This window comes from Syntrophobacter fumaroxidans MPOB (assembly GCF_000014965.1).
GTDB lineage: Bacteria > Desulfobacterota > Syntrophobacteria > Syntrophobacterales > Syntrophobacteraceae > Syntrophobacter > Syntrophobacter fumaroxidans.
In genome coordinates this window covers 3,440,924-3,460,708 of record NC_008554.1, presented here as the reverse complement: position 1 = coordinate 3,460,708, position 19,785 = coordinate 3,440,924, and the positions used below count along the sequence as shown (strand labels likewise).

The 19,785-nt window shown below is 57.2% G+C and carries 17 protein-coding genes and 1 tRNA gene; 5 read left to right on the top strand and 13 right to left on the bottom strand.

Going from position 1 to position 19,785, the window contains the following annotated elements:
* Positions 1-2: 2 nt before the first annotated feature.
* Together SFUM_RS14560 and SFUM_RS14555 are read right to left on the bottom strand one after the other, a co-directional pair.
* Complete coding sequence (locus SFUM_RS14560) at positions 3-1,520, bottom strand: PAS domain S-box protein (RefSeq protein ID WP_011699652.1); 1,518 nt, start codon at positions 1,518-1,520, stop codon at positions 3-5.
* Positions 1,521-1,672: 152 nt separating this feature from the next.
* Positions 1,673-3,025: a sigma-54-dependent transcriptional regulator gene (locus SFUM_RS14555; RefSeq protein ID WP_011699651.1), complete on the bottom strand. Its 1,353-nt coding sequence runs from the start codon at positions 3,023-3,025 to the stop codon at positions 1,673-1,675.
* A gap of 677 nt (positions 3,026-3,702) precedes the next feature.
* Here SFUM_RS14555 and SFUM_RS14550 point away from each other — a divergent pair.
* Positions 3,703-4,605: a glycine cleavage system protein H gene (locus tag SFUM_RS14550; RefSeq protein WP_011699650.1), complete on the top strand. Its 903-nt coding sequence runs from the start codon at positions 3,703-3,705 to the stop codon at positions 4,603-4,605.
* A 111-nt stretch (positions 4,606-4,716) separates the two neighbouring features.
* Here SFUM_RS14550 and SFUM_RS14545 read toward each other — a convergent pair whose 3' ends face one another.
* The gene (locus SFUM_RS14545; protein WP_011699649.1) at positions 4,717-5,385 is read right to left on the bottom strand and encodes an archaemetzincin; all 669 of its coding nucleotides are present in this window, start codon (positions 5,383-5,385) and stop codon (positions 4,717-4,719) included.
* A gap of 320 nt (positions 5,386-5,705) precedes the next feature.
* Here SFUM_RS14545 and SFUM_RS14540 point away from each other — a divergent pair, with 320 nt between their 5' ends.
* Both SFUM_RS14540 and SFUM_RS14535 read left to right on the top strand, forming a co-directional pair.
* On the top strand, positions 5,706-6,329 hold the full coding sequence (locus SFUM_RS14540; RefSeq protein WP_011699648.1) for a UpxY family transcription antiterminator: 624 nt from the start codon (positions 5,706-5,708) through the stop codon (positions 6,327-6,329).
* Positions 6,330-6,628: 299 nt separating this feature from the next.
* Complete coding sequence (locus tag SFUM_RS14535) at positions 6,629-8,737, top strand: adenylate/guanylate cyclase domain-containing protein (RefSeq protein WP_011699647.1); 2,109 nt, start codon at positions 6,629-6,631, stop codon at positions 8,735-8,737.
* A 308-nt stretch (positions 8,738-9,045) separates the two neighbouring features.
* Here SFUM_RS14535 and SFUM_RS23375 read toward each other — a convergent pair whose 3' ends face one another.
* The gene (locus SFUM_RS23375; RefSeq protein ID WP_167321294.1) at positions 9,046-9,387 is read right to left on the bottom strand and encodes a hypothetical protein; all 342 of its coding nucleotides are present in this window, start codon (positions 9,385-9,387) and stop codon (positions 9,046-9,048) included.
* Positions 9,388-9,737: 350 nt separating this feature from the next.
* On the opposite strand from SFUM_RS23375, the gene SFUM_RS14530 reads away from it, so the two are divergent.
* Positions 9,738-10,601, top strand: coding sequence for a hypothetical protein (locus SFUM_RS14530; protein ID WP_150109525.1), 864 nt, complete (start codon positions 9,738-9,740; stop codon positions 10,599-10,601).
* Between the two features lie 111 nt (positions 10,602-10,712).
* On the opposite strand, the gene SFUM_RS14525 is transcribed toward SFUM_RS14530, so the two are convergent.
* The 3 genes from SFUM_RS14525 to SFUM_RS14515 are packed head-to-tail and all read right to left on the bottom strand — an operon-like array spanning position 10,713 to position 13,205.
* Positions 10,713-11,642 carry an HNH endonuclease gene (locus tag SFUM_RS14525; RefSeq protein ID WP_011699644.1) on the bottom strand — a complete coding sequence of 310 codons (930 nt, stop codon included), beginning with the start codon at positions 11,640-11,642 and terminating at the stop codon, positions 10,713-10,715.
* Positions 11,617-12,045 carry a very short patch repair endonuclease gene (locus tag SFUM_RS14520; RefSeq protein ID WP_041440637.1) on the bottom strand — a complete coding sequence of 143 codons (429 nt, stop codon included), beginning with the start codon at positions 12,043-12,045 and terminating at the stop codon, positions 11,617-11,619. The genes SFUM_RS14525 and SFUM_RS14520 overlap by 26 nt, the downstream gene beginning before the upstream one ends.
* Positions 12,006-13,205, bottom strand: a complete 1,200-nt coding sequence (locus tag SFUM_RS14515) for a DNA cytosine methyltransferase (protein ID WP_011699642.1) — start codon at positions 13,203-13,205, stop codon at positions 12,006-12,008. Before SFUM_RS14515 ends, SFUM_RS14520 begins: the two co-directional genes overlap by 40 nt.
* Positions 13,206-13,918: 713 nt before the next feature.
* Here SFUM_RS14515 and SFUM_RS14510 point away from each other — a divergent pair.
* Positions 13,919-15,232, top strand: a complete 1,314-nt coding sequence (locus tag SFUM_RS14510) for an ATP-binding protein (RefSeq protein WP_011699641.1) — start codon at positions 13,919-13,921, stop codon at positions 15,230-15,232.
* A gap of 126 nt (positions 15,233-15,358) precedes the next feature.
* Here the strand turns inward: SFUM_RS14510 and SFUM_RS14505 are convergent.
* The 6 genes from SFUM_RS14505 to recR form a co-directional block, all read right to left on the bottom strand.
* A tRNA-Asn gene (locus SFUM_RS14505) sits at positions 15,359-15,434 on the bottom strand.
* A gap of 113 nt (positions 15,435-15,547) precedes the next feature.
* A complete protein-coding gene (gene porB / locus SFUM_RS14500; protein ID WP_011699640.1) occupies positions 15,548-16,519 on the bottom strand; it encodes a pyruvate synthase subunit PorB in 972 nt (323 codons plus the stop codon).
* On the bottom strand, positions 16,520-17,701 hold the full coding sequence (porA, locus tag SFUM_RS14495) for a 2-ketoisovalerate ferredoxin oxidoreductase subunit alpha (RefSeq protein ID WP_011699639.1): 1,182 nt from the start codon (positions 17,699-17,701) through the stop codon (positions 16,520-16,522). It lies immediately after the preceding gene.
* A gap of 1 nt (position 17,702) precedes the next feature.
* A complete protein-coding gene (locus SFUM_RS14490) occupies positions 17,703-17,996 on the bottom strand; it encodes a 4Fe-4S binding protein (protein ID WP_011699638.1) in 294 nt (97 codons plus the stop codon).
* 3 nt (positions 17,997-17,999) lie between these two features.
* Positions 18,000-18,551: a 2-oxoacid:acceptor oxidoreductase family protein gene (locus SFUM_RS14485; protein WP_011699637.1), complete on the bottom strand. Its 552-nt coding sequence runs from the start codon at positions 18,549-18,551 to the stop codon at positions 18,000-18,002.
* A gap of 379 nt (positions 18,552-18,930) precedes the next feature.
* Positions 18,931-19,536: a recombination mediator RecR gene (recR, locus tag SFUM_RS14480; RefSeq protein WP_011699636.1), complete on the bottom strand. Its 606-nt coding sequence runs from the start codon at positions 19,534-19,536 to the stop codon at positions 18,931-18,933.
* Between the last annotated feature and the right edge of the window lie 249 nt (positions 19,537-19,785).

Below are 19,785 nucleotides of genomic sequence, written 5' to 3'. Positions count from 1 at the left end.
CGTCACGAAGGCTCGCATCGGCCGGCATGATCTTCATCGGCGGTCACAAAAAGGGGAAATTCCACCAAAAAGGTGGTTCCGCTGCGGCCCGTTTCTTTCACCCGGATGTTGCCCCCATTTTCCGTGACGATCTTCTGGGCTGTGCTCAGTCCCAGCCCCGTGCCCTTTCCCGGTTTCTTGGTGGTGAAGAATGGATCGAAAATGACGGAGAGCTTATCGGCCGGAATCCCGCCGCCTGTGTCGGAGACCTCGAGGCAGGCCTTCTTCGCCGATTTATCCCGAAAGGTGCGAAGAGTGAGCGTGCCTCTACGGTCCATGGCATCCAGGGCGTTCATGACAAGATTGACGATCACCTGACTCAGCTGGTCCCTGTCGCCCCTGATCAACATCATTTCCCTGGAGAGCTCCTTGACGACGCGAATGTGCATGAAGGCTTTCCTATCCCTGATGAGATTGAGGCTGTGCTCGAGGAGCGTGTGGATGTGGAGGACCTCGGTACCGGGATTTGCCTGCCTGCTGTAGGCCAGCAGATTTGTGACGATCTTGCCGCATCGTTTGGCGTCTTCGAAGATTGCCGCGAGGTTCTCACGCCTGGGATCATCCTTTTCGAGGGTGTCCAGCACGAGCTTGGAGAAGAAGATGATCCCGGTCAGCGGATTGTTGATCTCGTGGGCCACGCCTGCCGCGAGTTGCCCCAGGGAGGCCATTTTCTCCGCCCGGGCAATACGGAGAAGCATCTGTTCCATTTGTTTTTCGTGCTGCAACTTTTCTCTCAGGTCGTTGAACACGGACATGGTGCCCACTTCCTTGTCGCCCTCGTAGATGATCGCGGCGCTCAGCTCCACCGGTACATCTTCACCCCTGGCATTGACCATGCTGATCCTGGTGCAATTGAGCTTGCCTTTGCCTCCGATTCGCTCATCTCTGAGGATTTTCATAACCTTCTTCGCCTCCCCCGGAGGGTAGAGATCCTCGGCCGTGACTTTTCCCCGGGCTTCCTTAAGAGAGTACCCGGTGAGCTCTTCGGCGGCGGGGTTCATCATTAGAATTCTGCCTTTCCGGTCCGCGGCGATCATTGCACAGGTTGAGCTTAGGATGATCTTCTGCGTGAATTCCCTCGCATCGGAGAGCTCCCGCTCCAAGGTCTTGACCGGCGTCATGTCATGAATGCACTCCACGACGTACCTCACCTCACCGGTTTCATCCACGATGGGAGAGAAGACACGATTGTCCCATTTTTCCTCACCTTCACCGGTTGCGACAATCTTGACGGCGGAATGTCCCTGGCGGTCTTCCAACGTCCTGGCAAGAGCGCAGGTTTCGTGAGGACACGGCTCTCTCAGGTGATAAAAGAAATCGTGACACGTTTTCCCGACGACTTGCGCTTTACTGACACGGAACCTTTCCAGGAAGCGCGCATTTGCATCCACTATGATCTTGTTTGGCTTCAAAATCAGGGTGGGCACGGAAAGCGAGTCGAAAACCTTTGTTTTCAGATTGGCTTCGTCCATGATGTCCATCCGCTTGTTTTCCGCGAGCTCCGCCTCCTCCCCGTTCGCACGCCATGGAAATGCCCACCCACGAAAACCGCCCTTCGACGGAAGCGCCCCGTGGCAGGCAAAAAGCTCGGGGACAACGAGAGCGCGTCCGCCACTTCGGCCCCGGAAAGCAATCAGCCCTGACCTGCCGGAGGACGAATGTCGAATTTCCTTATCTTGCTGTGCAGAGTAACCCTGCTGATTTCCAGGATTGCCGCAGCCTTGGAAATGTTCCATCCACAGAAGCTCAGGATACGTTCAAGGTGCTGCTTCTCGTTTTCTCTCAAGGATTGGGGGAACGGCTGGGCGGGAGACCGACAAAGAAATGCGAAATCATCCCTGGTCAGGTAGCGCTCTTTTGCCAGTACCACCGCACGTTCTATGGCGTTTTCGAGCTCTCGAACATTCCCCGGCCACGGATAGCTCTTGAGAAATTCGATCCCCTGCTGCCGAATGCCGACAACCGGCTTGTTGGTTTCCTTGCCGATACGCTCCAGGAAGCATTGCGCCAATACGGGAATGTCATCGATTCTGGCGTGGAGGGGCGGGATTTCCACTTCGATCACGTTGAGCCTGTAATAGAAGTCCTGTCTGAAGGCGCCGCGCTCGATTTCCATTGCCAGGTCCTTGTGGGTGGCGCAGATCAGGCGAAAGTCAACCGAGATTTCCGATATTCCCCCTACACGAGTAAAGGCTTTTTCCTCAAGGACACGCAGAAGATCGATCTGCATTTTCAACGGGATTTCTCCGACCTCATCGAGAAAAAGGGTCCCTCCGGAGGCCATCTCCAAACGTCCCTTCTTGGCTCTTCCGGCCCCGGTGAACGCACGGCTTTCGTGACCGAACAGTTCGCTCTCAAGAAGCGTCTCCGCGAAAGCCCCGCAGTTTATCGGGACAAAGGGCCCCCCCCGGCGTTCGCTCATCGCATGGATGGCCTTTGCCACCATTTCCTTTCCCGTTCCGGTTTCGCCCCGCAGCAGAATAGGGGAATCGACTTGTGCCACCTGTTCGATCAGTGCAAACAATTGCTGCATGCAATTCGACACGCCGATCAACTCCCGGCAGTGCATGCCGCTCGATATGTGTTCGCGCAGCATGGCGTTTTCGTCGACGATTTTCTTCTGCTGCAGGAGTCTTTCCAGATGACAGCACAATTCGTCGGGGTCGAAAGGCTTCATGAGATAATCGGAAGCTCCGCGTTTCATGGCGTCAACCGCGGTTTCCACCGACCCGTAAGCCGTGATCATCACCACCAGGGTGTACGGGCAGTCCGCCTTAATGCGGTCGAGGACTTCGAAGCCGCTCACATCGGGCATCTTGATGTCGAGGAATACCAAATCGTAGTCCTTCCCGGCGACCATCTCCAGGGCACTTCGCCCCCCATCCGCCGAATCCGCTTCATAGCCCGACTTCCTGAACCATTCCACGAGAGATTCGCGCACAATCTTCTCATCGTCGACGACAAGTACCTTCAGTCTTCCTGTCATGGACCACCTCTCCGCGGCTTGTTGGAAAAACGAGGGGAATCAGGCCATGGTGGCCGGTGAGCATTCCACCCGTCCGGTCTTCGAAATCGCTCCGGAGGGCTCTCCCGAAAACGCGAACCGACCGGCACACGCTCTGATTTCGATGCAAAACCGATACCTGACGACGACTTTCCCGGCCCCGCGCGACGCTCCCTGCCGCGCAGTGAACCGGCAAGCGCCCTTGCAGCCTTGGGCCCGTGGCTCGCGGCGATCTCATCCGGACCGTCAGGGCTCGACCACTGTACAGTTTCTTAACACCTGCAGGAAATATTTTAACACTCCGAGGAGCCGGGAAAAGAGCGAAACGAGGGGCGCCGACGGCAAACGGGATGAAGAGTCTTGACACGCTTCAGCGTCCGTCGGGCTCCCGGACACCCCTGTGCCGGTTGATGCCCCGGAAGGGAAAATCGATGCTCGACCCCCTTCCTCCATTGAACCCGTGAACGCTTGTGGGCTCGATCCGGCTGAAGATGTCCGACCGGCTGCTGCGGGTTGGGGAGGTCTCTCCCGTCCGCGCTCAGTGACGGATGGCATGGAGCTTGTATGAGCATTCAAACGGCACGGAACGATCAACCGTAAGGTTTCTGAGAAGGACTTTATTGCCCTGACGGCAGTTTCCGACAGGAAGGAGGCTCATTATGGAACCCAAAAGCAGCGGCGACCGTGGAGTGCGTATTTTCTCAATCACGGAAAACCAGTGCATCTGGATGAAGGCCGGTATCGTCAATTATAAGCTGTGCCAGAATGCTTATGATTGCACGAGCTGTCCGTTTGACAAAGCCATGAGCAGGAAAGTGGTCGAGAAGCCGACCGCCCTGGTGAGCTGGCAGGACATCAAACGGCGAAAGCCCTTTTTCGAGAGAGAATGCCGTCACATGCTGACCGGCCGCGTCCAGTTCAAGTTCTGCGCAAACAATTACCAGTGCAAGGTCTGCGAATTCGATCAGTTCCTGGACGAGCAGGACCTGGCGACCGCAACATCTCCGGTCCGAACGGACAAGGTCTCGGGGTTCGCGCTGGCGAGCGGCTACTACTACCACGAGGGGCACAGTTGGGCGCGCATCGAACACGGGGGATTCGTGCGCCTGGGTATCGATGATTTTGCGCTGAGGCTGCTTGGGAGCCCGACCGGCATCAGCCTCCCGAAAATCGGTACACGCTTGAAACGGGGCGAGAACGGATGGTCCATCCGCAGGGAGGAGCATTACGCATCGGTGCTCTCGCCCATGGACGGCACCGTGATGGCGACCAATCAAAGTGCCTCGAAGCAGCCCGGACTCTCTAAAAAGGATCCCTACGGCGAGGGTTGGCTGATCGTGGTTGACCCACAAGGTGGCCTCAGGAAACAGACGAAGCACCTTCTGTTTGAAAAAAGGGCGGTCGCATGGCTCGATGCCGAAGCAAAGAAGCTGGAAGAGATGGTCATGTCGGTTTACGGAGTTCCTCTTGCCGCCACGGGCGGCGAGATCGTCGAGGACATTTTCGGCAACCTGTCCCATCTCCGGTGGGATGACCTCGTGCGCGAGTTCCTACGCACGTGAGCTCGGATGAGAGCACTCCCGCGCATGCGGCGATCGAACTCGCCGCCCCCGTCTTCGTCGATGCCCCGGCGGAGGAGATTCCGCCGGGGCCCGAACAAGCCACTGCCCGTGTTACCCAAGGCGTTTCCTCAGCGTGCGGTGAAGGGCAAAACCGCACCGCCTGCAAAAGGAGATGTCCAGCGCATCCAGGTCCTGGACTTTGGGGCTGAATCGCATGAGACACTTCGGCGCTTCACAATGATACAGGGACAGAGTATGCGCGATCTCGTGCAAAGCGATCTTCACCAGGCGTTCATAGTAGACGTCCGCCGGAGCGGGAAACCCATCCGGTCCATCCGTTAGCCGGAAACCGGATACGATGGCTCTTTTTTGTCCCATTTCCGCCTCCCCGAACACGTAGGTCAGTATCGGCGTGCAAAGATCCACGTCTGTGACCGTGAGAACGCAACGTTGATGTGGAAAGGGCAATTGAGCGAGCCGCTTCAGGATCAGGCCCGCATCGTACTGACTCCGATGGGGTTGAAAGGCCTCTTCGGGGATCGCCATGGGCGCAAGCAGCTCAACCGGAAGATTCATCACGGCCTGGATGTTGGCTGCTATGACTCGGAGTTCCGCAGCCGAAACACGTCCCATGGCGATCAATCCGGCGGAGGGCTCGTTTCTGCGTATCGGTTTTCGTGAAAGCATGTGGGTTGCAGTGAAAAACAGGCTCGGTTGTTTGCGGTATTGCAGGCCATATTCCGAGAAATCACGTCGAATGACCTCCAGGGACACCTCCACACGACTCTTCCCCGGATAGGCGGCTTCTCTCCGGAATCCACGCTCGCCACTATTATCGATCCCGAAAGGCCGTATTGCAAGTGCCGGGCGGGGTCTCACCCTTGCAACAAGTCAATTTCCGCCTTCGATCACCGCCCTCGGCGCCGGAGCCTGCCGGGCGATTGCGGAAACCTTCAACCACGGGAACGATCTACCAATGGTAGATTCGCTGCGCGGCAAATCCGCGCGCAGCCTCAAGAATCAGAATAGCATTCTTCTTGCATAAGCATCGCCCAGAAGGAACGAGTTCGCATCCCCGGACCCAGGAGGCGGTGTTCAGCATGAAAAGCATCGAGTGTGAACCTATGGCTGACGAGGCTGATTTCCTTCCCGCAAGCATGCGCGGTCCGTTGTTCTATCCGAAACTGAGCGGCCGCAGCAAAGCCTGGTTCGCACTTTACGTCCAGGTCAAACACGAAAAGGACATCATCCGAAGGCTTGAACAAAAGGACGTCGATTGTTTCCTGCCGTTGATGGAGTGCTGGAGCAAGCGTCGGGACAGGCGAAAGAGGATAACGGTGCCGCTTTTCCCAGGCTACGTGTTCGTGTACACCGTCCTCGACAACTACACCAACGTGGACATTCTGAAAACTCCCGGTGCAGTGAACATTGTGAGAAACTCCGAGGGGCCTTTGCCCATACCTTCATACCAAATTCGGAACCTGCGGACCATTCTGGGCGCCTCCCAATCCATCGAGCTGCATCCGTACCTCAAAGAAGGAGAGTGCGTCCGTGTCGTTCGGGGTCCTTTGAACGGCTGCGTGGGAATCCTGAAGAGGCATTCCCCGAAGCAGGGGAGACTGGTGGTGAGAGTGGATTGCATCCAACGGTCGGTGAGCGTCGAGCTTGACGTCGAGGATGTGGAACCGGCTGAGCCGCTCCGGGAAAAAAGGACTCTCTCCTGATCCTCCGGGCCCGCATCGGGGAGCGCCACCCGGCAGAGGAGCTTGCCGTCCTGCGTCGTTTCCCCGCTTCGACGTTGTCGAAGCGATATTCCAACGTCCCTTGAACGTGACTCGGTGCAAGCCGCCGAAGTTCCTCCGTTGACCTTTTTCTTGTGTTTTTTGTCGGTAGAGCCGATGATTCCATGGGCTCTCGGTGAGTCTCAAGGCCGTTCCGGGCAGGTTCGGACTCCGGAATGCGCGGGGGGCTGCGCTGATGGGCAGGTGGGCGCTTGGTTCGGCTTTTCTGACAGGAGAAGGTGATGTCAACGGAAGGTCCCCAAAGAAGAGCATCCGTTTACATAAGTCATAGCTATTACATAAGAATTGCAAGCGCATTCATAGGACTGCTGGCCATTACTGTGCTTGTCGTACTTTATCATATTCAAAACAGTGATAATAGAATAATATCAAATTTCAAAAATGATCTGATAAGTCATGTATCGAATCTTGTTATTGAAAAATCTACAAATTATTTTCTCCCAGCATCTATACTTGTTAATATGAGCTCAAGTCTATGTAATATTGGAGCGTTATCATGCAATGACTTCGATCAGATTGAATTATATACGCTTGGAGCTCTTAAATATTATAAACAGATATCTATGTTTTATCTTGCGGATGAACGTGGAAGCTACATACGTGCATGGTCTCTTCCGGACAACACCATGGAAGGTAGAATAATCAAGCCCTATACCATGCCTCCAACCGACACTCTCAAATACTGGGATTCCGAATTCAAACTGACGAAGACCGTGGTATCCAACAATATCGAATATGATCCAAGGGTGAGGCCTTGGTACGTTGGAGCTAAACAGGCAAGGGGATGTTACTGGACCGATCTGTACATCCTCTTCAGGAACAAGAAACCGGCGATCACGTGCTCCTGCCCCGTCATCGCTTCCGATGGGCGCATCGGGGGCGTGTGGGCGATCGATATCGAGCTCGATGAAATTTCCACTTTTCTCAAGAGCCTGAAAATCGGCAAGAGCGGAATCGCATTCATCATAAACGAGAAAAACGAAGTCGTGGCCTACCCGGAGATGTCCCGGTTCATCAGGGAGGAGAACGGGACGGTGCGGCCGGTTCGTGTCGAAGAACTGGGCGTTGAGTCCGTGAGTACGGCGTTTCGCGAATACGCGGCGACCGGCGGGCGGAAATTGAATTTTGAGAGTGGAGGCGTGCGGTACTTCGCCTCTATTTCGGATTTTCCGAAGTCCTTCCCCGTGACGTGGAAGATTGCACTGATCGTCCCCGAGAGAGATTTCGTGGCGGGTGCCATGGAGGAGATGCACCGGATTCTGCTGGTCTGCGCGGCGATCCTGGCGATTGCGGTAATCCTGGCGGCTTTCATCGCCCGGGGCATCACCCGTCCCATCAGGCTCCTGGCGGAAGAGACCGGAAGAATAAAAGATCTTCATCTTGAGGACAGAGGCGCGATAACCTCCTACATCAAAGAAATCCAGCTGATGAGCAGTGCCGTTTCCGCCATGAAAAAGGGGCTTCAAGCCTTCAGGAGGTATGTGCCCGCGGAGCTGGTGCGCCAGTTGATCAAGACGGGCAAGGAGGCGCGCATTGGCGGCCAGAAGGAAGAGCTCACCGTGATGTTCTCCGATATCAAGGGCTTCACCACTATCGCGGAGCGAACGAACCCGGAAGATCTCATTCATCAGCTGTCGGAGTACTTCGATGAGCTTACGAGAATCCTGAGCGACAACAGGGGCACGGTGGACAAATACATCGGGGACGGCATCCTGGCGTTCTGGGGAGCTCCCATCCAGGACGACGAGCACGCGGTCAATGCCTGCAGGGCGGGGCTTGCCTGTCGCGACAGGATCGCCGAGCTCAACAGGAATTGGCAAAGCGAAGGCAAGTCTCCCTTCATCACCAGGATCGGCATCAGCACCGGTGAAACGCTGGTCGGAAACGTGGGGTCGAGCGAACGGATGAACTACACCGTCATGGGCGACAACGTCAATCTGGCCAGCCGCCTCGAAGGGGCGAACAAGCTGTACGGCACTCAGGTCATCGTCGATCGCAGAACGTGCGAATCGGCCTCCGACGAATTTCTCTTCAGACTGCTGGGCAGGGCCGCGCTGAGAGGCAGGAGCGGGGAAACGACCATCTACGAGTTGGTGGGGAAAACAACCGGTAATGAAGCGGAGGCGAACGCCGCGCTCTGCACGGCGTTCACCAGGGGGGTCGAAGCCTACCTTGCAAGGGAATGGGACAAGGCTTTCGCCATTTTCAGCGATTTGTCGGCGCGCCTCCCCGAGGATGCCCCCACCGGTTTTTACCTCGAACGCTGCCGCCAATACAGGGATGATCCTCCGGGAGAGGACTCGCGGGGCGTGGAGAAACTGAGGTCTTGACGCCTTCGCGGCGGGAGCGCCTTATGCCCTCTCGCAAGAAATTATCATCGCGAGCGCACGTTCGTGTGAGATCATCGCGGCTCACGGCCTTCCGGGCCGCATACGTCGCGATTTCGAGGACGTCGCTTGAGGCTCCGGCCTTTTTCGGCGACGGCAACCTCGCGTTATGATTGGAGGATTGCATTCCAATGGGGTTGCGTCCCGAACGCAGATCCGTATCATGCGAGCATCAGGGAACGGGTGACGGCGGCGTTGCGCCTTGCCCACCCCGCCGGGCACCGGGCAGAGACACGCCGGCCGGGGTCGGTTCACTTCCTGCTCCGGCGAACATTTTCAAAACCTTCGCCGCCATTGAAACGGATTCGCCGAATCGAGCATCTCCTGATTGACGTCACGCGAATATAGTCGTATTTTATGAGCGTTAACTCATGATTGCGAATAGCTTTATGCTTGATTTGCCCTTTTCGGAAGCGTGCGTCGATATCAATCGTCCCATGTTCGAAACGGTTCAGGGGATGATGCTGGGCTGTGGAGAGACTGTTGAACCGGTGATTGAGGAGGTTCGACAGATGAGGAGAGTGGGCAAATAGTAAAACAACAATCAAAGGAGGACGCACTATGATCAGGTCATTTTGTCTCGCATTATTCATCGTATTCCTGGGTATCTCTCTGAGCGGTTGCACGTGTCTCGGGATCAAGGGGGGTTGGTTCAAATGCGGAAAAGAGGAGGTGGTTGAGGCGCCCCCTCCGGCTCCGCCGCCAGTAGTGGCTAAACCCGCGCCCCCTCCGCCGCCGCCTCCACCGCCCAAACCGGCGCGCAACTAACACTATTCAGCCGCCCTGCCTTGCCTGTGGTCATACGGCGAGGCAGGGCCATCCACGATGTTGCCGGACGAGAGAAACACGCCGATTTCGCGGGGACGATCACGTGATCCAAAAAGAAGAAGTATCAGGCCGCGCCTTTTTTGCATCATTGCGGCGCGCGAAGTGCTCGAGAAGCATGCGCTCACTCGCAGCCGGCCTGGTGAAAGGTCTTTGCGTCGGGCTGACGGCCGTCGCCTTTTTCCCTCACCAGGTTGCCGCCGCGGACAAGGCCGTGCAAATCTTTAGCCCGGCTTCCCCATTGTCCGCGCATCAAACCGCGGCACCCGGCTTGGCTTCCGGTGCGTCGCCGGACGGTGACGTGTCGTCTCACCCGAAGCGGGCGAACTTCGGACAGGAGCCTAAATCCCGGGACGCCGGGAAAGTGGCGGATTGGGTTGTCGATTCAGGCGACAATTCCGGCATGCCGTTTCTGATCCTGGACAAGGTGGACGCCAAGGTCTTCGTGTTCGACACCGATGGAACACTGCGCGGCGCGGCCCCTGCTTTGCTCGGCCGAGGGAAGGGGGATGACGCCGTTCCGGGCGTCGGCGACCGGAAAATGTCCGAGATTCGCCCCAAGGACCGCACCACGCCGGCGGGGCGTTTCGTGGCCTTGCTGGGCGTTAATCATAACGGCACCGATGTCCTCTGGGTGGACTACGACGGCGCCGTCGCCCTGCACCGGGTGGTTACGCATAACCCCAAAGAACGCCGACTGGAGCGCCTGGCCACTTCAACCCCGCTCGACAACCGCATTTCCTATGGCTGCATCAATGTTCCGGCGAAGTTCTACGATGATGTCGTGAAGCCGCTTTTCACCGGGACCTATGGTGTTGTCTACATCTTGCCCGAAACCAGGTCGTGCAGCGAAACCTTCAGGGCCTTCTATGACGTCGATGTGCGGCGGGGAACAGGCGCCACCGCGAAACTCGACGAAGCAACGGAGGCGGGCCTGCAGCAGCAGGACAAGAAGGTTGGCGGCAAGAAGGCTCGACCCTGAAGAAAACCCGAGGCGATGGAATTGGGGATTGCCCCAACTGCCTCGCCGGTCTCGACCCCACCCCGCGGGAATCCGCCCTCGCATAGGCGTCCATAGCGTAAGACGATTGGGTCATTTTCTGTGGACCGCATCATGACAGATATTGCAGAGGGTGATGAGGTTTTCCGGTGTATTCTCCCCTCCCCTCCCATGGGGATCGACATGATGAGCTTCCAGATGCCTCGGGTCGGAAGGATTCCATCTCTCATGACTCCACCCGCAGCGCAGGCACTTGTGTGCATCCCTTTGAAGGACTTGGCGGCGCACTTGGTCGGGAATTACCCGGTCGTGTTCGGGGGCCTGCCTTGTGGTTGCCAGGAAATACGCGCCAATAGGCAATTCGGGCATACCTGTCATTTTGGTCAGTACTTGCCAGCCCAATTCGGTGCGTAGTTCTCGGACTCTGCGCGCCCACTCGGTACGGTTGTTTGCCACATAACGCAGTTCCTCTCCCGTAATCTTTTTGCCGACGTTCTTGATCAGGTATTCCAGAATCTTGTCCCTGACCGACGACTTCCGTCGCCGTATCTCATTGGCTGTGTTCCATCGGAAAGCGGCATCCCTATCTTGTTGGTCGTCCAGCAGGATATACTCGCTGGGCCTCATTGCCGACAAATCAACATCCGAGAAAGGAAGTTCCTCCTCCCGGATTATTTCCTTTGCCGTCACCCCACTGACAATGGCCCATCCGAACTGAACGCGCAATTCACGAACACGCCGAGCCCATTCACCTATCGCAGCGATAACCATTAGTTCATTGCCGCTGATGATGGTGCGGGGATATTTTTGGAGATAGAAAAGTATACGATCTCGGGCACTTACTGCAAACCGCCTGTCAATAAGCGAGGACCCAAGGGACCGTAGCGCAGTATTTGCCGGGACCAATGCCAGAACCTTTTTGCGCAAGTCTTCGGACTGCAATTCACGCTCAAAGTTGGACAGCAAATCTTTCAGTTGCCTTAGCAAGGCAACCGGGTCATTTTTCTTCGGATGCCGGGTCATCCAGGAACTCCCTCAATCTTTTCTCAAGGAATTCTGTGTTCTTGATCTCGCACGACCAAATCGTCAATGCCTGCCAACCAAGCTCGACGAGGGCTTTCCGGTTGTTGCGGTCGCGTTCGACCGTCTTTGCGATCTTCGCCGTCCAGAACTGCACATTGGAGGACGGCGGCTTCGACCTTTTGCAGCCTTGATGACCATGCCAGAAACATCCGTGAACGAAGATCGCCTTCTTGTGCTTTGGAAGAACGATGTCAGGCTTGCCCGGCAACTTCGAACAGTGCAGTCTGAAGCGGAAGCCCATTGAATGAAGTCGTCTCCTGACTTCCAATTCGGGTTTTGTGTTGGTCCCGTGTATTCGGGACATTATCCAGCTGCGCTGCTTCTCGCTGAAGACGTCGGCCATTCCTTTTCCTTTGAGGCAAGGAGCAGAGCATAGACACAGTCGGCGAGCCGAGCCGCCAAAACAGGGGGTACTGCATTGCCGATTTGTCTGGCAACTTCGATCTTGGGTCCAAGGAATCGAAAGTCATCAGGGAATGATTGTATCCGCGCAGCTTCCCGGTGAGTAATCGGACGATGTTCCTCCGGATGCAGGTACCGGCCTTTTTCCGGCTTGAAAAACTCCGTGCGGACTGTTACTCCCGGCCGGTCCCACCAGAGCCGTCCGAAAAGATCGGTGCCACCGGTGGTCTTTTTTATCCAGCATTCCGGCGTCAGATCCGGTGCGCGTTTCTGGAGGTCGAAACGATTCATGCCTTCTTCAGGGATTGCCATGTAGCGTTTCAGACTCTTTGGAGTGGGAGTCCTTCCAAAATGAAGATCGTATGGCGGCGGCTCTTCCCTTATCTCAGTCCCTTCAGGAGGGCTCAAATCGCTTATCGCCTCCCTCAAGGTCTTGTACGGTCCAGGATCGGCTATGTAAGGCACCTCTTTTTCAGCAAAGATACGGCGATTGTTCAAGTCCGTGGGGTAGTTTGTCCTTTTCGGTGGAAAGACTTTCTTGGGGTCGGTGAACAGGCAACCAATAATGAAAGCCCGCCAGCGAATCTGAGGGACTCCGTAGTCTGCCGCACACAATCTGGCCGACGCCGTACTAAAGCCCATTTCCCGGGCCACGGTCAGAATTTCCTGGTGTTCAGCCGATCCGATGAGTTGCGGTACATTCTCCATTACGAAAATGGAAGCCCCCGACCTCCTGACTACCTCCATAAAGGGTCGCCAGAGTTGCTTGCGGTCATCGCCATCGCGTAGCTTGTTCAACAGGCTGAATCCCTGGCATGGAGGGCCGCCGATGACCACCTCCGCTCTGGGGGGGGCAGCGGCAGGGTCGCGAAGAAGATCGACAATGTCGCCCGGGACACAATGAGTACCGAAGTTGGAGTTGTAGGTCTGCACGGCATACATATTAAAATCGTTTGCCCAGACAGGCTGAAAAAAATGTCCCATGCGGGAGGTGAAACCAAGCGTCATTCCCCCGGCTCCTGAGAACAAATCGATTAGCCGAGGTCGCCAAGTCGGGTCCAGCTCTCCCTGAATCCGCATTCGGAAGACTTCTTCATCCATGCTTGGAGCACTGATTAACAATTGTGGTTCTTTAGCTTGAAACGACATGGTCATTCTCCCCATTATCGCTTCCAGTGTAGGCGGAGGACGCTGGATAGTCAACGGACAAGGGCGCAGTTCCGACGAGTTTTGAGTCGAGGCCATTGAAACCGGAACGAGGGGTTGTCGCGCTTAAACCCTGCCGGCCGGCGAGAACCGCAGCCGTCGGTGCGCAGCCTACCCGGAAGAAGTGCCGACCCAAGCCAGGCCGGAAGATCGTTTCCGTTTGTCCGGACGGGTCTTTTCTTCCCGGCGCCAACCCAACAGCGTCCGGTCGCTCCGGCTGAAAGATCGGCTCCGTTTGTGCGGAAGAGGGCAGGCCGCAGCGCCGGCAGGAGGGACGGGCTCCACGGCCGTCGGTCCGCATCGGGGGTGTCTGAACACGCGATCCGGATGCCGGGTTGTCGGGCGTTGTCGGATTGTCTCGTGTTTCCACCGGGGTCTTCGCGGCTTCTTGCCCTTGTGGACACGTCGTCCGCGTTCTGTGGCGGGGAAAGCCCGAACCTGGGGTTTCTTTAGAGGAGGCGGGGAAGGAACGTCGGTGGGCGGGTTATTGGGGCCGGGAAAGCTAAGGTCGTATCCGGGAATATTTCTTGACGATTATAGCCATAACCGGCTATATTTATCTCCAGATATGACAGAAATTGAGAAATGCAATGACCAGGAGTGATCCCATGGTAGAGACGATCAAGTCCATCATCCTGGACTTCCAGGAATCCCGGATGGAAACCGGGGTGCCCCGTCGCCTGCATATCGAGACGGTTCACGGCAAAGCCGCCGTCTTTATCGGAGTGCGCCGGAGCGGCAAGTCGACCTACCTGTTTCAGGTTATCCAGCGGCTGTTGGACCGTGGGGTCCCCCGGCAGAACATCCTGTACCTGAACTTTTTCGACGACCGCCTCCACAACCTCCGACAGCACAACTTCGGCCTGATCGCCGAGGCCTATTACTCCATCTACCCGGAGAAAAAAAACGCCGAGACGGTCTACTGCTTTTTCGACGAGATTCAGGCCGCCCCCGGCTGGGAGCCCTTCGTCGACCGCCTGATGCGCACGGAAAAATGCGAGGTGTATCTGAGCGTTTCGTCGGCCAGGAAGCTGTCGAAAGAAATAGCGACGCAGATGCGCGGACGGGCGCTTTCATGGGAGATATTCCCGTTCTCGTTCAGGGAATTTCTGGACTATAAGGGAATCGAGAGCGAGGGCGCTCTGTCCACAAAGAAACGGCTCCTGGTTCAGAAGTCCTTCACGGAATACTGGGAGACCGGGGGGTTTCCCGAGGTCGCCGGTCTTGGCCGGAACCTGCGGATCAAGACCCACCAGGAGTACTTTCACACCATCCTGTTTCGGGATTTGGTCGAGCGCCACGATATTTCACACCCGAAGGCTGTGACCGATCTGGCGCACTGGCTGGCGGACAATACGGCCTCGCTTTACTCCATCAACAGCCTCACGGGCTATCTCAAGTCGCTGGGCCACAAGGCTCCGAAGTCCGCTGTGTCGGACTACCTGGAATGGTTCGAGGACGCCTATTTCCTGTTCACCGCGCGCATATTCGACCCGTCTCTCGCCCGCAGCAACACCAATCCGAAAAAGGTTTACTGCATCGATCACGCACTGGTCACTTCGGTGTCATCCGGAATTCTGGTCAACTCCGGTCATCTCCTGGAGAACCTCGTCTTCACGGCGCTCCGGCGACTCCACCCGGAAATCCGCTACTACAGGACCAAGACCGGCCGGGAGGTCGACTTCATCGTCTCGATGCGCGGCGGAACGCGGCTGCTGGTCCAGGTGTGCGAATCTTTGGCGGAGCCAAGAACGCGGAAACGGGAAACCGCGGCCTTGAGTGAGGCGATGGCCGAACTGGGCCTGAAAGCCGGAACCATCGTGACCCGAAACGAGGACGAGCGGATCGAGACCGGTGGCGGAAACATCGAAGTGGTCCCGGCATGGCGGTTCCTCCTTGAACTGCCGGAATCCACGGAATAGCCGAGGGAGATTCCTGACTTCATCGCTCCCGGCCGGTGAGTACGGCGGAAACGACGAGACCCCGCGGGGATCACCCCACGGGGTCTTGCGCTAAATAACAGCCGCTGAAATCAGCGGGTGGATTTTTGGCTCCCCGGGACGGACTCGAACCGCCAACCTAGTGGTTAACAGCCACCCGCTCTGCCGATTGAGCTACCGGGGATCAAAAAGGGAAACGAGGAGCATCTTGTAACAGAGTACTCCTCGCTTGTCAACACCAACTCCGAATTTAACCGGCCCCGGATGCGCTATTCACGCCCGATACCGGTGTTCGGGCTATTCCTTTTCTTTCTTTTCCTTGACTTCCACGACACACTTGGCCACCAGTCTGTCGTATTCGGCGTCGGTCCGGGCCTGAATCTGCTGAACGTCGGCCTCGGTCAGGTGGCGGAAACGGCGCTGCGGCTTGAAGTATTCGGCCACCGGCTTCGGCTTCGCCACTTTGCGCGACAGGTAGTACACGCCGTCGATCACTTCGTACAAGGGGAAGACCTTGGACTGGACCGCCAGCCTGGCCATTTCCACGCTCTCCTCGATCCCGCAACGCCATCCGGTGGGGCAGGGCGAATAGATGTGGATGTAGGCCGGTCCGGGAACCAGGGATGCCTTCTTGACCTTGTTCATGAGATCCACCGGGAACGCGGGACACGCCGTGGCGACGTAAGGCGTTCCGTGAGCCACCGCGATTTCCGGAAGGTTCTTCTTCTGGGTGGACTGTCCCTTGCTCTTCTTCCCCGGAGGCGACGTGGTGGTCTGCGCGCCGAAGGGAGTCGAGGAGGATCTTTGAACACCCGTGTTCATGTAGGCTTCGTTGTCAAAGCACATGTAGATGAAGTTGTGGCCGCGCTCGAGGGCGCCGCTCAACGCCTGCATACCGATGTCCGCCGTGGCGCCGTCGCCGCCGTACGCTACGAATACGGTGTCGGGCGACTTGATGATGTTCTTACGGTTCATCGCCTTGTACGCGGACTCCACACCGCTGACCACCGCCGCCGCATTCTCGAAGGCGACGTGAATCCAGGGCACCCTCCACGCGGTCTGCGGGAAGGGCGAGGTGATGATTTCCATGCACCCCGTGGCGCTGCAAACGACAACGTTAGTGCCCAGTGCCTTCATAGCCTGCCGCAAAGCCAGTACTTCCCCACAGCCCTGGCATGCTCTGTGACCGGGCGACACAGGTTCTACCTCCGGCATGTTCTTGAGGTTGAACCCCTTGAAATTTTTGAGAGCTTCAGCTGCGATTCCCATTTATTCCCTCACATTGATGAATTCGTAGGCTAAGGGCACGCCACCGTCTTTGGACGCGGCAACCTTGTCGACCATTTCCATGAAGTTCTGATCCGTCGTGTCTCTGCCGCCGAGGCCGGCCAGGAAATTGCCGATCTTCGGATAGTGCTTGCGGTCGTAGAGAATGGACTTGATTTCCAGGCACACCGGGCCGGAGACGTAGCCACCCGTAAAAGAGGTGACCCTGTCCAGAATGACCAGGTTCTTGGCGCCCTTGATGGCCGCAAACAATTCATCGGCGGGGAACGGCCGGAACACCCGGATGCGGGCCACGCCGACCTTCTTCCCCTTGTCCCTCATCATGTCGACGGCGGTCATCGCGGTCTGGGAAAGGCTGCCCATGGTGATGATGATGGTCTCGGCATCTTCGGTCTTGTAGGTTTCAACCAGGTTGTATTTCCGACCGAACTGCTTGCCGAATTCGTTGAAGATCTTCACGATCTGGGCCTTGGAGCTCTTCAGCGCCTCGTCCTGGGCCTTCCGCGCCTCGGTGTACACGTCGGGCATGCCGACCGGACCCATGGTGATCGGGTTGGCGGGATCCAGCCGCAGCTGAGGCTTGTACGCAGGCAGGAACTTTTTCACGTCCTTCTTGTCGGGCATCACGATCGGCTCGATCATGTGACTCAGGGTGAACCCGTCCAGGTTAACCTGCACCGGCAGCAGGATATTGGGATCCTCGGCGATGCGGAAAGCGGCGATCGTAAGGTCCACCGTTTCCTGGCCGTTCTCCCCGATGACCTGGATCCAGCCCGAATCCCTGGCGTACATCAAGTCGCCGTGGTCGTTCCAGATGTTGATCGGAGCGCTGATGGCGCGGTTGGCGACCGCCATGACGATGGGAAGACGAAGGGCGGAGGCGATGTAGCAAAGCTCCGACATCAGGGCATAACCCTGCGAGCAGGTGGACGTGAAGGTGCGCGCTCCGGCCGCGGACGAACCGATGCAGGCGCTCATGGCGCTGTGCTCGGATTCCACGGGAACGAACTCGGCATCCAGATGACCTTCGGCAACCAGCTCCGACAGGTGTTCGACAATGTGGGTCTGCGGCGTGATCGGGTATGCGGCGACGACGTCGACATCACACAGTCCTACCGCATCCGCAGCTGCAATTGAAACTTCTACACCAATCTTCTTGGACATGTTAGTCGACCTCCTGATGCATGGTGATCGCATCTACAGGACACTCTTTGGCGCAAATGCCACACCCCTTGCAGTAGTAATAATTCTGCACGTAGTAGCCTTCCGCGTCCTTGCTGTAAACCATATCCGGGCAGAAAATGTAGCACTGGCCGCATTTCGTGCACTTTTTCCGGTCGGTTTCGGGCCTCATGGATCGCCAATCGCCGGTCTTCAGATCCGCGGCGCACCCGGGCTTGGTGATGGCCATCCCCAGATTCAGACTTTTCCAGCTCACAATACCGGTTTCTTTAGCCACGGCTTAACCCTCCACCTTGGTTTCTTCGAAGGCGCGGTTGCACGACGCAATGTTCTTTGCGGCGATACCGCCAAAACGATGTTCGATGGGACCAGCCAACGCCTTCAGGGGGAGCAGATCGGGAACCGCCTTGATGAGCGCCCCCAGCATCGTTGTGTTGGTGATGGTCACACGCATGGTGTCCATGGCGATCTTGCTGGCGTCGACCGTAGCCAGCTTCGCCTTGATGCCGGTCTCCTTGCGGACATCCGCCGCGCTCTTCGCCGTGTTGACGATGACGATTCCCCCCTTCTTGAGCCCCGCCTCCACGTTGACCAGCTTCAGCAGGGTGGGATCCAGCACCACCACGTAATTCGGCTCGTAGACTTTTTCGCGGGTTACGATCGGCTTGTCGCTCACCCGCACAAAAGCCATCACGGGGGCGCCGCGCCGTTCCGGACCAAAGCTCGGGAAAGCCTGCGCGTATTTCCCCTCTTCGATAGCAGCCAGGGCCGCCAGTTCAGCAGAGGTCACGGCCCCTTGGCCTCCGCGTCCATGAATACGAATCTCAATCATGTTCTCTCTCCACAGTAACGTTGCAAGTCAAAGCGCTCACCTCAGGTAGCCCTCACACAACACCGAGCAATCTACGGCGAACCAACACATACCTTTATAAGGTATGTTTCTTACCAGCTTTGTGAAAAAAAAGTCAAGGCATTTTTCGACTCTTTTCGCCAAATTTCACTTCTTGAATTGCAAATCTATGCATTTCGATGGGCATGCGGGAAGGGGTCAAACCTTGGATAACACTGGGCAAACAGACCGGCGGCACCACTCGTCGCAAGGGAATACGGTCCCCATTCTTCTCCGTCCGGCTTTTCCGGGCACAAATGAACAACCGGATTCACAATCGGACACCGCGGAAGATTCACTTAGTGAAAAGATGAACATAGCCTCAGAACGCCTGCCGCCCCTTCAGAGCCCGTTCCAGGGTGAACCGGTCGGTGTACTTGAGGTCGCCCCCCATGGGAATGCCGTAGGCAATCCGGGATACCCGCACGTTGCGATCCTTCAGGAGTTTCAGCAGGTAATGCGCGGTCGCTTCCCCTTCACTGCTAGGGTTCGTGGCGATGATCACTTCCCGCGCACCCTCCCGATCGATGCGCTCGAGCAGCTCCCGGATACGCAGGTCGTCGGGCCCCACCGCGTCCAGCGGCGCAAGCACGCCCTGCAGGACATGGTAGCGTCCCCGGTATGCCCCGGACTGTTCGATCGCCAGCAGGTCCGCGGTGGTTTCCACCACGCAGATCTCCCCGGTGTCCCGGGCAGGATCCGCACAAATGGAACACTCCTCGGCATCCGTGAAGTGAAAACACCGGGAACACGTCCGGATCCGACTTCTCAGCTCCCGGATCGCGTCCGCCAGGCTTTCGGCATCGGTCCTCGACATTTTGAGCAGATGCATGGCGATCCGGGTGGCGCTCTTTTCTCCCAATCCCGGCAGCTTGCTCAGCCTCCTGATGAGGTCGTTCATAATGGGGGGGTAGCCGCTCGAAACCATATGGACTCCGGGGTCAAACCTACACTTTTCACAAACGGCCATGAGCCGGGAACTCGCAACGAAACACATCAATCGTCCGGGCCGAGGGGATTTTCATGCAAAGACCAGCGACGGGCAAACCGCGCCAAAGCCGGAACCCCGCGAATAATCGGGCGCCCCGCCGAGAAGGATCATGAGCGTCATCATCGTCTATTCCGCGAAGGCCGGGACCCCGGCCCCCCCCCGACTCACGGTCTTCTCCGTTCCCCG